Annotated in this window: 16 protein-coding genes and 1 CRISPR repeat array (1 of these 17 cut by a window edge); of the genes, 7 read left to right on the top strand and 9 right to left on the bottom strand. The window is 50.2% G+C overall.

Going from position 1 to position 13,909, the window contains the following annotated elements:
- Positions 1 to 62: 62 nt before the first annotated feature.
- Positions 63 to 635 (top strand): exonuclease, encoded by a 573-nt coding sequence (locus BST81_RS06745; RefSeq protein WP_075597782.1) that lies wholly within the window; start codon positions 63 to 65, stop codon positions 633 to 635.
- A 7-nt stretch (positions 636 to 642) separates the two neighbouring features.
- Here BST81_RS06745 and BST81_RS06740 read toward each other — a convergent pair whose 3' ends face one another.
- The gene (locus BST81_RS06740; RefSeq protein WP_075597781.1) at positions 643 to 2,385 is read right to left on the bottom strand and encodes an NAD-binding protein; all 1,743 of its coding nucleotides are present in this window, start codon (positions 2,383 to 2,385) and stop codon (positions 643 to 645) included.
- Positions 2,386 to 2,637: 252 nt separating this feature from the next.
- Entirely contained in the window at positions 2,638 to 3,075 is a 438-nt protein-coding gene (locus BST81_RS06735; protein WP_216351243.1) for a hypothetical protein, read from the bottom strand.
- Between the two features lie 154 nt (positions 3,076 to 3,229).
- Between BST81_RS06735 and BST81_RS06730 the strand changes: the two genes are divergently transcribed.
- Positions 3,230 to 3,781 carry an RNA 2'-phosphotransferase gene (locus tag BST81_RS06730; protein WP_075597780.1) on the top strand — a complete coding sequence of 184 codons (552 nt, stop codon included), beginning with the start codon at positions 3,230 to 3,232 and terminating at the stop codon, positions 3,779 to 3,781.
- 25 nt (positions 3,782 to 3,806) lie between these two features.
- Here the strand turns inward: BST81_RS06730 and BST81_RS06725 are convergent, their stop codons facing one another.
- The 4 genes from BST81_RS06725 to cas6 all read right to left on the bottom strand — a co-directional run bounded on the left by BST81_RS06725 (position 3,807) and on the right by cas6 (position 7,226).
- Entirely contained in the window at positions 3,807 to 4,034 is a 228-nt protein-coding gene (locus BST81_RS06725) for a hypothetical protein (protein WP_253188111.1), read from the bottom strand.
- A gap of 505 nt (positions 4,035 to 4,539) precedes the next feature.
- Complete coding sequence (locus BST81_RS06720) at positions 4,540 to 5,484, bottom strand: RluA family pseudouridine synthase (RefSeq protein WP_075597778.1); 945 nt, start codon at positions 5,482 to 5,484, stop codon at positions 4,540 to 4,542.
- 128 nt (positions 5,485 to 5,612) lie between these two features.
- Positions 5,613 to 5,801: a hypothetical protein gene (locus BST81_RS06715; protein ID WP_075597777.1), complete on the bottom strand. Its 189-nt coding sequence runs from the start codon at positions 5,799 to 5,801 to the stop codon at positions 5,613 to 5,615.
- Between the two features lie 288 nt (positions 5,802 to 6,089).
- Entirely contained in the window at positions 6,090 to 7,226 is a 1,137-nt protein-coding gene (cas6, locus tag BST81_RS06710) for a CRISPR-associated endoribonuclease Cas6 (RefSeq protein WP_075597809.1), read from the bottom strand.
- Positions 7,227 to 7,650: 424 nt separating this feature from the next.
- Here cas6 and BST81_RS26940 point away from each other — a divergent pair, with 424 nt between their 5' ends.
- A complete protein-coding gene (locus tag BST81_RS26940; RefSeq protein WP_253188110.1) occupies positions 7,651 to 7,995 on the top strand; it encodes a Uma2 family endonuclease in 345 nt (114 codons plus the stop codon).
- A 47-nt stretch (positions 7,996 to 8,042) separates the two neighbouring features.
- Positions 8,043 to 8,663, top strand: a complete 621-nt coding sequence (locus tag BST81_RS06700) for a hypothetical protein (protein ID WP_075597776.1) — start codon at positions 8,043 to 8,045, stop codon at positions 8,661 to 8,663.
- Positions 8,664 to 8,877: 214 nt separating this feature from the next.
- On the opposite strand, the gene BST81_RS06695 is transcribed toward BST81_RS06700, so the two are convergent.
- From BST81_RS06695 to BST81_RS06685, 3 genes are all read right to left on the bottom strand, one after another.
- Positions 8,878 to 10,131 (bottom strand): HEAT repeat domain-containing protein, encoded by a 1,254-nt coding sequence (locus BST81_RS06695; RefSeq protein WP_075597775.1) that lies wholly within the window; start codon positions 10,129 to 10,131, stop codon positions 8,878 to 8,880.
- A gap of 62 nt (positions 10,132 to 10,193) precedes the next feature.
- A complete protein-coding gene (locus tag BST81_RS06690; protein WP_075597774.1) occupies positions 10,194 to 10,772 on the bottom strand; it encodes a hypothetical protein in 579 nt (192 codons plus the stop codon).
- Between the two features lie 69 nt (positions 10,773 to 10,841).
- On the bottom strand, positions 10,842 to 11,810 hold the full coding sequence (locus BST81_RS06685) for a hypothetical protein (RefSeq protein WP_075597773.1): 969 nt from the start codon (positions 11,808 to 11,810) through the stop codon (positions 10,842 to 10,844).
- Between the two features lie 157 nt (positions 11,811 to 11,967).
- Between BST81_RS06685 and BST81_RS06680 the strand changes: the two genes are divergently transcribed.
- From BST81_RS06680 to BST81_RS27950, 3 genes are all read left to right on the top strand, one after another.
- Positions 11,968 to 12,267, top strand: a complete 300-nt coding sequence (locus tag BST81_RS06680; protein WP_290439423.1) for a CRISPR-associated endonuclease Cas1 — start codon at positions 11,968 to 11,970, stop codon at positions 12,265 to 12,267.
- A gap of 12 nt (positions 12,268 to 12,279) precedes the next feature.
- The gene (cas2, locus tag BST81_RS06675; RefSeq protein WP_083636704.1) at positions 12,280 to 12,447 is read left to right on the top strand and encodes a CRISPR-associated endonuclease Cas2; all 168 of its coding nucleotides are present in this window, start codon (positions 12,280 to 12,282) and stop codon (positions 12,445 to 12,447) included.
- A gap of 63 nt (positions 12,448 to 12,510) precedes the next feature.
- Positions 12,511 to 12,660 (top strand): hypothetical protein, encoded by a 150-nt coding sequence (locus BST81_RS27950; RefSeq protein WP_171974686.1) that lies wholly within the window; start codon positions 12,511 to 12,513, stop codon positions 12,658 to 12,660.
- Between the two features lie 250 nt (positions 12,661 to 12,910).
- A CRISPR array of direct repeats spans positions 12,911 to 13,909; the repeat unit is 35 nt; unit sequence GTTTCATTACCCATTCCCCGCAAGGGGATGGAAAC (it continues 277 nt past the right edge of the window).

Here is a 13,909-nt window from a genome sequence, read left to right as displayed (position 1 = left end):
TGGATATTAGTATACTACAATTGTAGTATTATGTTTAAAACTGCCTGTTCACAGCAAAGCCCATGAGCGAAATTTATATCAGTACCGATATTGAAACGGATGGTCCGATTCCAGGTCCCCATTCGATGCTGAGTTTTGCCTCGGCGGCTTACCAGAAAGATAAAACGCTGGTCAGCACTTTCTCAGCCAATCTCCACCCCCTGGTTGGGGCAACTGGGCATCCCAAAACAATGGCCTGGTGGGAGAGCCAACCGGAAGCCTGGGCAGCCTGTCGGCAAAACCTGGAGGAACCAGAGGCTGCCATGCAGCGATACGTGGCCTGGATTAAGTCCCTACCGGGTAAACCTGTATTTGTGGGTTATCCGGTAGGATTTGATTTCCTGTTTGTCTACTGGTATCTGATTCAATTTGTCGGGGAAAGCCCATTTTCCTTCTCTGCGATCGATATCAAAACCTATGCCATGGCCATGCTGAAAACGGAATATCGGCAAACGGCCAAGCGAACTATGCCCCAGCGCTGGTTCGACCCCTTTCCCCATACCCACATTGCTCTGGATGATGCCATTGAGCAGGGAGCCCTATTTTGCAACATGCTGGCTGAGAATTGTCAAGGCGATCCATCGCCCAACCCATGACCAAGGGTTATTTCGCGGCATCGGGCTGCTTGTGAGTAGCTGGTTCTGGGGGAGAGACCTTCTCCTGGCTGATGGAGCTCCGGTTCCGCCAGAGGTGTTCCAAGCGAATTGCAGGCATTGTCAGGTATAGAATATCCCCCACATCCAGATAGGTATCCAGCAGCGCCCACCCATGCACCGTTTGATGGCTGGTTTCCAGGTATAGGGGGACCACATCCACCGCGATCGCCACCTCTCTGACCGATCGGCCGCAGAAGGGATGGGCCGGGGTAATCAGGGTGGCCAGCGCAATCCACAGGTGATTGCCCGTCATCCCACTACCCAGAATGCGTCCCCCCAGGGCGGCGGCTGCAAAGGCAGGAGCAGCTAATTCCGTAGGACTCAACACCGACTCAAAAGCAAAGACTTGCTTCACCATACTGGCATGCTGTGGGTCTTGAATCCGGACAATGGTAGGTAATTTGGGGGCCAATCCCTTGCTCGTCAGGGCAATTTCCAGGTTGGCAATATCATTACTGGTCACCGCCAGCAGGGCTGCGGCCTGATCCAGGTTGGCGGTTTTAAGGGTCACAGCCTGGTTCGCAGGCCCTTGAATCACCGGCACCCGCCAGGACTGCACCGTACTGAGGAAGCGGTTGTTCGGATCCTGTTCAATCACCACCACCTCATGCCCGGTGGTATGCAACTGACGGACAATTTGCACCCCCACGCCACCCAAACCGCAAATGATATAGTGATCGCGACGAGGAACCCGTACTACTTCCCAGAAATTCCGCAAATGGGATCCCAGCACAAAGTCGTTGAGGATGGCGTAACAAATACCCACAATGGCTGCCCCGGCCAGCATCATCACTGCGGTAAAGACTTTCACCATTTCGGGTGCCCGGGCAACCACTTCCTCATTGCCACCAGCACCGGTAATAATACCCACCGAGAAGTACAGGGCGTCAATCACCGAGAGCTTCCCGAGAGTGAAACTGATGTATGTAAATGTTGCACTTAGGATTGTGATCAGAAGCACAATCAAGGCTGTGACGCTGGACTTGATGTGGGGTTGGAATTGCTTGAGACTGCTGCCCACTTTCCATAATCGTTGCAGCCCAGATTGACGTTGGGTCCGAATATTGGGACGAGTACCAATAATGAGCCGATCGCCCACCTGCAAATGCTGGCCCGCCATCAGGCCCGCCACCAAATCTTCTGTGAGGTCATCACTGCGGGGAAGATAGTGGATCAGCATACGGCTCCGATCGTCCCACAGGTCACTCAGCTTTTGGCCCCGCCAGCGGTGACCAGCATCGATGTACTCTTCAAAAATGGGCCAAGTCTGATCAAACAAGCGCAAATGCCCGATCGCCTGGTTGCCTAAAGCCGCAAAGACAAAAGTGGGAGCAGCCAAGGCCGATACACTCATGGCCACATGCTCCACCAGGGTATGGTCAAGCCGATCGCCCAAACTTTCGTTAAACAGGCGGTTGATAATTCGAATCTGGGGATTGAGTAACCGGGCCTGCATCAAAATACTCAGGTTGAGCGCATCATTATTAGTTGCAATCAACAGGGTTTGAGCAGCCATAATCCCTGCTGCGAGCAGGGTGTCTGCCTGTTGAATCTGACCCACAACGACGGAGGGTTCATTGGGGACAGGCCGATCGCTGACGCCGACGACGGCAACCCCCTGCTGTTTAAGCAGGCTAAAAATGTGATATCCAGTCCGCCCAAGTCCACAGACAATGATTTGGGGCTTCATAGCTGCCACCGACTGAGGGTGAAGAGTCAAAACCAAGCCGCACACACCTTGCCTACCATCTTGGGTGGGTTGATGGATTCTCGTTGTAGCCAGGAATACCAGGCGATCAGAAAGGTTCTAATTCTGAATCATGCCAGTTGCTGATGGCATAGGGGATTCAGGTTGGACCCGTTTTCGCAACGGTCAGACCAACCTCTTGCCCATAGGACAGGTCCAGGGTGTGACCGGTGAGGTCCGCCAGAAAAGCCCATATCAGTCATGGCTGTGGTCAAACAGTTCAATCAAACCAATGGTGCCCACCCAGAAGGTATAGGCCCCGTATTGCAGGGGAGATTCGTTTCTGGAACCTGCATACCGGATTGCGATCGCCCCCTCTAGGGCATGGGCCACGATCGCAAAATGTGCGAACCATAAAAAAGGCCAGATGCTTCCTGGAATCTCCGTCTGGATTGAGGAGGCATACAGATGCCAGATTTCTAACCCGATCGCGCCGCTGATTGCGCCGATCGAGATGACTTTAATCAGAGGGAATAGAATAGGCCGGATTTTTTGCAGTGTCATGATCTGGATTGTAGATCGATCGGTGTCGTTCGTAGCAGGGTCCAATCGGTGATCCAGGCCGGATGCACCCATCGACATGGCGACCGGTCGGGCAGCGGCGGGAATAACTTGACCTCGACTGTAGTACAATGTATTATACTTGCGGCATTATCCTGAACCCTAGACTGGCAATTCCCATGGCGGGGCATGCAGGATTGTGACCATGAGAGATTAATATCCTGCATGCCCTGACCTGTAGAGCCTACAGACACTGGAATGGGGATGCCGAGTGGAGAAACGGAAGATGGAACCCGTCAGGTTAGTCAAAATTAGTAAATATCTCAGCAAGCATCTGCGACATGCTCCAGAGGACCTTGGATTAACCCTGGCTGCGGGCGGTTGGGTGGCGGTGGATGAGTTGCTGTCTGCCTGTGCGGCACATCAATTTCCCGTGACGCGCGCAGAATTGGAGGCCGTGGTTGCCAGCAGCGATAAACAGCGATTCTCGTTTGATGAGATGAAAACGCGCATCCGAGCAAATCAGGGACACAGCGTTGAAGTTGATTTGCAACTGGAACCCCAAACTCCCCCTGATGTCCTATATCACGGTACGGGTGAAAAAGCAGTGCCAGCGATTCTGCAATCGGGATTGATCAAAATGTCCCGGCACCATGTGCATCTGTCCCAGGACATGGAAACTGCCCGGAAAGTTGGGATGCGCCACGGTCGGCCTGTGATCTTTGCGGTCGATAGCCCTGCTATGCACCAGGCCGGATTTACCTTCTATCGCTCAGACAATAGTGTTTGGCTGGTCGATGAGGTTCCACCGCAATATTTAACGGTGATCACTCCGTAACGCCAGGGGAGCCAGGGATCAGCCCTTAATAACTGTCGTTGTTGCCAACGGTTTGCATTTCCAGCAAATGGTTGGCTCGATGCAGCCGATTGGCGATCGCCAATCGCCAGACCAGACTCACTTTGGGATCAGCGATGATCTCCTGGGCTAATTGCCGATAGAACGCACCCGTTGGGACATCGACTTGCTCCAACAATCTGAGATTGTGGTAGGCAGTTTGGGGAGAAATATTCTGTGCCATGTCTCGTGCCATGTTTCTTTCCTTGTCGCGATCTTGAATAGCGATCTTGAGCAGTGGACTCAAACAACAAACGGGGCTGTCATCATCCACCAAATCATAATTACCAGAATTACAGTGAAGAGTTCAGCTAGAAAATATACAAGTTCGTGAGGTAGCAGAGCTTTATATCTCATAATCTTGACCTCCAAACCCCGTCTGGCTTTATTGTCATTCCAGCTTCTGAGAACCGGGCGATCGGGTAACAAACTGTCATAAAAAGGTCTGCAATGCGCCAAATCTTCAACCCTCGATCGGACCGATCGCAGGCTAAAACGGTGCAATGTCCTCAATCATTCGATTGCTTGAATCCAGCTTTTCCGAGAGCAAAGAATGGGCAAGTAAAATTGCTTATGAAGTGAACAATCGAATAATTTTACGGATTGTGTTGATTGTTTGCAGGATCTGAGCCTCTACTAAAGTTTTATTAAAAGTCATTCGGTCCTCCCTGTGGGTTTGTTTTGTCCCCTTCGACTCCGTTTCAGGGGTAAAACAAAGGATCCAACTTCCGGATCGGTCTTAACTCCAATGGTGGAGGACAGATCAGACTCATGGATTGGTGAGTACGGGGGTGGGTAAACGTGAGGTGAACAGCATGCAGGAAATAGCCACAATCTCCAGGAACGGGCAACTTAGCTGGGGCGATCGCCGGGGCGAGGCGGGGGAGCCCACCCACCTCATATAGCGGATCTCCCACCAGGGGATAGCCTGCTGCTGCCAGATGAATCCGAATCTGGTGGGGGCGTCCCGTCAGGATCAGAACTTCCAGGAGGGTGCTGTCACCCCTGCGTTCTAGCACCTGACAGAGGCTTGAGGCGGGCAGCCCTGCCGCCACAGCCCCATACACATACCCCAGCACCGCATGGGGAACTTTACCGATCGGGGTATGAATCTCCAGCCGATCGGGGATTCCAGTCCCTTGGGCCAAAGTGTGGTAGACCTTGCGGATCTGCCGATCGCGCATCTGCTGACTCAGGCTGGCCTTGGCCAGGGCCGATCGGGCCAGCAGCAACAGCCCAGAGGTGCTCCGCCCCAGACGGTGAATGGGGATGGGGGTCTCCTGGGGATACTGTCGTTGTAATTGCCTCAGCAGGGTGTGTTCCAAAAAACCGCCACCCGGCAAGACTGGTAAGCCTGAGGGCTTGGCGACCACCAGCACGTCTGCATCTTCGTGCAGGACCTCAAAAGCCAAGGGAACCTCCGGTTCCTCCCAGGGAGGACGGTGATAGGTCAGCGTCTGTCCCTGTTTCAGAGGGGTTTCTGCTGGAACTACGACGCCATCCAGATGGATCTGTCCGGCGATGATGCGAGTCTGCCATTCTGCCGGGGTTGAATGTCGGTATCGTTGACTGTAGTAGTCCAGTAAGGTCAGCCCCACCGCTGCCCGATCGACCTGATCCCGATAAATCCAGCCCTGGTTCAACATCGTTGATCGTAATTTGAAACGACTGTGCGACAGAATGCCAGAGATCCTGAAATGGATCTGATTAGCACAAGGGTAATTGAATTGTAAGGGTTGTCCAGTTCTGATCGCTGGTCACCTCAATCCTGCCTTCAAGGTATTCCACCAGTTTCTTGGTGATCTTCAACCCCAGAGTTGTGCACAATCATCGCGATTGTGGATTTTGGATGGTCTGGTCCCTCTGCCTGCTCCGGTTCAACCCTGACCTCCACCATAATCATTTCTCCAATCATTTCCCCGGCTGGGGTGTATTTACAGGCATTGTTGAGCAGTTCTGACATAATCCGGGTCAGGCTGGACAGATCTGACCCGAAGGCCGGTACCTCCGGGGGAATGCTCAGGTGTAGGGTTTGGTTCTGAGCCGCGATCCAGGCTTGAAAACGCCCCGCTGAGATGGCCTGGGAATGCGCATTTCAATGCGTTAGACAGTTCTTCCCAGCGGCCAACTTTATAATGCGCCAAACCGATTAATTACTGGTCACTTCCACTCGTACTGTGGATATTAGGAAGCATCCCTTCACAGCAGGCTCCTGGTATAGTTTGCCCGCTGACAGAGGGGCTGGGATCCCTCAGCGGGAAGGATCTTTCAATGCCCGCCGAGCCAGTTTTACATATGTTTTCGTCGTTTCATAGTTCAATTCTAAATCTTGAGCAATATCCTGCAAGGACTCGCCCAGTTCTCGCCGCGCCAGAACAGTAGCCCAGGTTTCAGCAATGTCAGTAGCCCGGTTTCCCCCCGTTCGTTTCCGCTGGGCGGTGAATTGTTCCGTTAACTCTGCAATTCGTTGGGCCAGTAAATCATGACGGGTGGGAAGAGGTAGGGTATCTGGAACTGCTGACCAACCCAGACGAGTTTGACCTAAACCAAAGGTGGTTTTATGTCCCGTTCCACAGTAAGGGGCATATTCTCCCAACGCCACAAACAATTGCACAAACTCCTGATCTTGCAATCCCTGACGGGAAAGACCAAATTCGATCGCTCCGGTAAATCCGGTCACAGAGCCTCTCTTTCCAGCCACTACCTTCATCGACTGTAAATGGTGTCGTACAATCACCACAGACTCATCCACCCAATTCAGAAACTCTTCCTGGTCGATCTCTTCCCCCGAAAAGTCATTCCAGCGGCGCAGGTAACTGTGGAAGACATTGGTGGGCCAGGGTAGGGGCAGGTGATGGCCTTTACGCCTAAAGCTGGTAGGTGACTCAAAGCTCAGGGTGAGGGTGGGTGAGTCGGAAACTGGCGTTTGTGGAAGCTGGGCGTAGGTCATTGCTGGGTGGACGATCGTCCAGTTGCGAATCTGCAAGGGAGCATTTCGCAGGCCAATCTCCAGGGGTGGATTTTGTAACCAGCCTCGCATCCACGCCGCCACAGGTTTGGAGAGGGCAGTCACAACCCATCGATAGGTCCGCTCTGCCTGCAATTGGGGAGAATGGCCCTGGGATGAGAAGGTATCACTGAGGCCTGAAATAGTGAAGGGTTTTTCTGATTCGCCATCATGCAGGTAAGCCGAAAGCTCTGGATTGGTCTGGCGCACCTGATCCAGGAACCAGGCATGGAGGCCGATCGTGTACTGGGCGTAGAGGCTACAGTCTTGCCTGGGCTGTAATTCCAGGGCTAACCCTATGATTTCTGTGTCATCGGGCCAGGTCGGAATGGGGGAGTTGACCTGTTGTTGCTTACGAGGTGTACGAGTGACCCGAGGCATCACCATTCATGCAGAAAAGTTGTGGATATTCTACCCTATTCCATCCCCCTCTGGGGAATCTATGATGCTAATGTCGAAATCCCCTGATCAGGTTTTGCAAGTGTAATCGGTCCTGACCTGAACAGGAGTTGACCTGGTGATGGAGCAGGTTATCACGATCTCCATTGATTGGTGACTGAGAGATTAGCCCTTGTCTGAGCAAAAATTGTCAAGTTGGTGAAACAGAATGCCGGATGAACGTTCTATCCAAGGTCAGCCGAAACGAACAGGATTGCTCTTCACCTTAAAAAGGAATTTGCAGAGTAAATTATATGCCATATAGTGAGTTTATCCTGGCTAAAGTCCGAGAAGCCTTTAACCTGACTCTCAACGAGAGCCAGAATCTATTTGCAGATATAAAAGGCGTTGAACTGCGATTCAGACGTTGCTGGCTCCTGAAGTTGCTCCTGACTGGACGATTGAGATTATTTCTCCTGAACAAAGTCCCACTCGGATCATCGACAAAATCCTATTCTGTCCCAATCATGGCGCAGAGTTGGGTTGGTTGATTGATTCACAGGAACGACTGATCATGATCTTTCAACCAGGGCAACAACCAGAGATGAAGCAAAAGCAGGACATCTTAAAGGTTTTGAGTGTAAGTAATCGGGTGAGATTAATTATAAAAATGGGGGTCTGGGGCATGCCCCCTTCACCTATCTTCGATTTAATTGTGCCGACCTACTTAAGAGAAACTTATAGACCTGCAAATATAACGCACAATGCCTGATAGAAATAGCTGACTAAAAGTTCCATCCACTGAATCGTGAGGTTACTATGTCATTTAGCAGTTATCAGAGCTTGGGTGACACATTAAAAGAATTTCAAGTTACCTATACCCAGGCGAATTTTATTACAGGTGTGGATTTCACTGTTCCTGATGAATTTCGGGAAGACTTGCAATTTATGATACAGGAGGGAGCTGTTGATAGTTCCGAATTTGCGATTTGTGAAAATCTAATTTACCCGGTTCTGAAACTGGTCTGGAAGTGTTACTACACCAAATTCACCCTGTGGAGTCATCGGTATCTCAACTGTGATGCCAATTTGTCTGGTTTTCCGGAGTACATTCTGGCACGACGATCGCCCCTCGGCAAAGTGGTGTTTGACAAACCCTACTTTATCTTAGTAGAAGCCAAACAGGACAATTTTGATGCTGCCTGGGGACAGTGTGTCGCTGAAATGATCGCGGCTCAACGCCTCAATAACAATCCGCAAATCATTGTGTTTGGAATTACGTCCAACGGCACCCTATGGCAATTTGGCAAACTCAATGACAATCAATTTACGTTGAACAGCATGTTCTATAGCATTCAGGAGTTAGATAAGCTGTTCGCAGCAGTGAATGATGTGTTTCATCGATGTGAATTGCAACTCAACAGCTTGGTAACAGCTTAATTATCCTTCCTATCTTGAATCCCGCCATGCACAAGCGTCTTGTGAATCACTGCACGATCGAACTGTCAATCATTCCCGATGGTCCAATCCTGATCAAATCTGGCAAGGAAGGAGCTGACCCGACTAAGCCGGATATAGCGTAAAATCGACGATCTGCTGGTGAATGCCATAACGGGTGATCACAGCTAATACCATGCATTCGAGAAGCGATCGATCAATCATGATCTAATTTCTTCAGCACAAAATCCGCTCCAGTACGCACTCTCGTATCTGGGCTTTCCAGGGCCTCAAGTAACCCAGATTCTGCTTCACGCCGTACTTGGCTGAGTGCGATCGCAACGCTCTCTAAAGCCAAATGATTGGAAAGTTTGAGGGCCTGGAGCAAGCTGGGAATTGCTTTAACACGATCGAAGCTCCTTAAGGCGTAAGCTGCGGCAGCGCCAACCTCATCATGGGGCCATTCATCATACCGATCAATAATGCGAATCAACCTGGGAATAGCTTCGATACAGCCCAATTGCCCTAATGCTTGCCCGACAGTTCCCACAACAGAGGGGTTCAGGGTTTCAAGGGCCTGGAGCAAGCTGGGAATTGCTTCTGCACTATCCAACTTGCCTAACACCTGAGCTATCTGAACCACAAACTGTTTGGATTCGAGGGCTGATACTAACTGAGGAACTGCTTCAACCCGGCCTAATTTCCCCAACGCTAAAGCGACATGCAAACGAACATTAGGATCGGGATCTTGAAGGGCTTTGAGCAAACTAGGGATCGCTTCAACACAACTCAGGTTACCCAAGATCTTAGCTACAGCCCCCCGTACTCTAGGGTTGGGGTGTTCCATGGCCTGCAGTAGTAGAGGACTTACTGCACCACTATTCAATTTTTCTAATGTAGAGGCAGCACTGTTACAAAGATGGGAATTCTGATCCTCCAGGATCTGGAGTAAATCAGGCACCACTTCAGCCGTTGCCAATGCTCCTAAGGCCCAAACGGCATATTCACGAACCTTCGAGGCAGGATCTTGGAGAGCACGCCGTAAGCCCGGTATAGCTTCAACCCGCCCCAGTGTTCTTAATGCCTGAACCGCACGTTCACGCACTCCGGTATTCTGATCTTCCAGAGCGTTCAACAAACCTGGAATTGCTTCAGCACTATCCAGTTTCCCCAATATTTCAGCAGCCTGACACCGTACAGTAACATTTGGGTGAGTGAGCGCATTGAGCAAACCTGGAATTGATCTGGGACTCTTTAATCTCTCCAATGCCTCCGCTGCAAATCTCCGAATACGGGATCGATCGTCTTGCAAAGCTTTGAGTAAACCTGGAATTGTTTCGAGAGAGTCCAATTTTCCTAGAGCTTCAATTGCCCTCATTCGAGTAGAGGCATCCGGGGAGTCGAGGGCCTGAAACAATTCGGATAAAGAGCGATCCTCATTGGAGTTTTGTTGTTTAAAGGTTGGTTCCATGGGCGAGAATCCTGAGAAAATGAGGCGTTGCTGAATAGAAGGATGATTTTCGTGCTTGAGCCTTATGCAGCCCTCTCCCTAGCCCTCTCCCAAAGGAGAGGGAACAAGAGTTTTAGCTCCCTTCTCCTGCGGGAGAAGGGTTGGGGATGAGGGTAATTCATATTTGCATTCAGCAAAGCCGGAAATTTCAGAAGATCTTTATTCCCCAGCGATCGGGCCGATGCTAGGGAAGCATCCCCAGCCGAAATAATCCAGCAATATTGAAGTTTGCCCTGGCCATTGTTCCAGTGGAATTCGATCGCACTTTTAGCAGAGGAAATTCCTCTTCCCACACTGGCAATGACGATCAGACCGCGATTGGTCTCCTGCAATGGGTAGGTACCCACAACAGCAATTTTGGAACGCCCCAAAGCCTCAAACAGGTTCAGCAACCCAGCGATCGGCCATAGGGTTAGAAGTGCGCCCAACACAACCCCAAGTTGGATTAGCCATTTCCACTGAGGTTTAACAGTGCTGGTCAGCAGATCGAGAATTGACCCAGAGAAAGCACTAGCCGCTAACCCCAGTAACAGCACAACCACAACCAGATACACCCAGAAATTATCTGGCTCTATCAGGTCTTTAATGCGTCGGTTCGCCATATTTCCTTCCTGGTTCGCATTAACGTAGGATTGAATCCAAAGACTTGCAAAGCAAATCAGCGTATCATCTCATCTTTTCGGCCCTGATTCTGATTGGGCAGGTAGAATCTGATCCTCCGTTTTACTGATAATGTCTTTGACTAATCGTTCGCTGAATCCGACAATGAACGCAATCGCATACAGGGCATACCACTTCTGAATTACTCTCCCCTTTTCAATGCTGTCGATTCTCAAAGGCAAGAGGTCAGCACTGGCCAGGGTAAATATGAGAATTCCAAAAGTTCCGCCAATTAAGGGTTTCAGAGCACCAATCCAGATTGGAAGGACAGTATCGGAATATTTTTCATTCTCATAGTCCTTAATGCGGGTCAGGATACTGACAATACTACCAAGAGAGCCAGCAATCCCCACCATAACCAGGGACGCAATAGTTTGATCCACATCGCATTCCGTAATCCGAGTCTGTTGCGGTGACCGTATGGTGTCTTGACTTAAGCCCGATACTTGCGTCACTGACCACTCTTGTTTACAGGCTGGAGTTTCTTGAATTACAGGGTCCAGAATTTTTTCGACAAGTTGTCGATAAGGAAGTTGGGGTACCAATAGATAGATAGGTAAGGCAAGGATCAGCCCAAACAGCACCTTAACTGGGGTCGTAGATTCGTAAATAACATACTTGAATGAATTGATGAACCAATAGAACACTGGATTGGTCAATTCCCGCACAAAGAACTCTGCATCACGCCTCATCCGCCGAACCAAGAGAATCTTTGAGGAGTCTAGCTGAAAGGACATAATGGCAGTTTCTAATCCTGACGCAATGCTTTCCAGTTGAGACGCCTGAATTTTATTTTGTTTTTGCTGAGCAGCTACCAAACAACGTCTCACCCGCTGCAATGTTGTTGCCACTTTAGCGAGTTCATCTTGAATCTGTTCTGCCATCAGTGGTGTAGTGGATGTCGCAGATGATGCCAGGATACTTTCAACCAGAACATCAATCCGTGTTATCGATTCTTCACAAGAAATAGGCTCTGTCATAATCGGCAGTTTGACTCCTGAATCGAAGATTTTTTGCTTCTGGATATTGATTTAATATCCAGAGCGGCGGGTAGAACCACAAACGCCTGAGTAGTAAGTTGGGGCTCTCATCGATACATACATCCTGAATATTGTTTGAGATGCAGAAGTCTATTGGATTAGGTCAGGCAAATTCCGTTCTCCGATCGTCGATACCCTGGTCATGAAACTAGTGAATCAGAAAATTCTCAAGCCCACAGATTTTACCTGGCCCACCCCAGAGGGAGGGGTTTATTTGAATGATCCCGCCCGCAGAGTTTTCCTGAAACATTTTGAAGAACGAATTTCCTTAAAGATTTCCCATCCAGATGTCTCAGATCTGGTGTCCTATCACCGGATAATCCAGCTTCAGATTCAGCGATATAAACAGACACTCAAATCAGGAACGCCTTACGCAGGGTTTCGGCGGGTTGATTGAGGGGAGACAGGGATGCTGGTACTGGTGGTTTACGATATCCCGGACGATCGACGGCGCACCAAGCTGGCGACCTTTCTGGAAGGGCATGGTCGGCGGGTACAGGAAAGTGTGTTTGAGTGTTTCCTGAGCCTGGTGTTCCGTCAAGAAAATTTTGACGGGTCGAAGACCCGCAAAATTTAACCCCAATCAACAACCTGGATTGTGGCTGCCAGTCAGTCATTGATTGACTGACCACTAGAGGAGATGAGGAAGCTCCATCAGCAGGTCCAACGACGGGTAAAAGCCGAGGAGGATAATGTTCGTTTCTATTGGGTTCCGGTAGATGCCCTGGCCAGGACATTAACGATCGGGAGTGCGCCGCTGGAACCCCCACCGGAAGTTTACATAATTTAACGCATCCCCTCTAGACTTTCATAGAGGTTTTGCTATGGTAAGAGCAATTAAGATTATGACCTCCATAGGTCACGAAAACCTTGAAAACCGCATAACTTCGTTGACCTATGGAGATGCCGCGTCTAGCAAGGCTTTTGGGCCTCCGATCAGGCCGTTTTTTGCGAATTCAGGGGGCTTTTTGGGCCTTAAAATGGACCTATGGAGATTTGACTTCCAGGAGGCTCTCCTGATATAGTCTCCTACACGAAGGGTTTCATTACCCATTCCCCGCAAGGGGATGGAAACGAGAATCTCCAAAATTATCACGATTTTGATATCCAGGTTTCATTACCCATTCCCCGCAAGGGGATGGAAACTGGACTAGGGCACCGTCTTGGATATCGCAAGAGACCAGTCTGTTTCATTACCCATTCCCCGCAAGGGGATGGAAACACTAACCAATGAGGACACACGAGGTTCTCGCGGACTAATTGCGTTTCATTACCCATTCCCCGCAAGGGGATGGAAACTTGGAAGAGAACATTCTGAGAAACGATCGCTTTGTAAAGTTTCATTACCCATTCCCCGCAAGGGGATGGAAACTTCTTCAAATGTCATGCGGCGAAACGCATTAGGATCAAAAGTATGTTTCATTACCCATTCCCCGCAAGGGGATGGAAACAAAAGCTCTTCAGCTTTTTCGATCGGCAGCTTTTCATAGCTGCGTTTCATTACCCATTCCCCGCAAGGGGATGGAAACCTTAACCGCTTTTGGATCGCTGGAACGGACAACCGAACGAGGTTTCATTACCCATTCCCCGCAAGGGGATGGAAACACCCATTGGCACCAGCAGAAACCTTGCGATCCCTTAACTGTTTCATTACCCATTCCCCGCAAGGGGATGGAAACGCTACTGGGGTTAATCCCATAATTGTGGATGCGAAAACCAACAGTTTCATTACCCATTCCCCGCAAGGGGACGGAAACTTTCCACCGCCCCATTCCCAACTACGTTGGGTTTTGCTGCACAGTTTCATTACCCATTCCCCGCAAGGGGACGGAAACTGCTCACCTTGCGGGCACGATGGGACTGACGATCGCTCTCCCGTTGAGTTTCATTACCCATTCCCCGCAAGGGGACGGAAACTTGCTGCGTTATAGTCCCGCATCAAGATGTCTGGATCCGTCATCTTGGTTTCATTACCCATTCCCCGCAAGGGGACGGAAACCAAAATTTTCGATTTGAGTCGAACGAAGGAATCTTCAAGT

Origin of the sequence: Leptolyngbya sp. 'hensonii' (assembly GCF_001939115.1) — a bacterium.
Taxonomy (GTDB): domain Bacteria; phylum Cyanobacteriota; class Cyanobacteriia.
The sequence above is the reverse complement of the archived record's forward strand: the minus strand, read 5'-3'. Positions and strand labels throughout refer to the sequence as shown.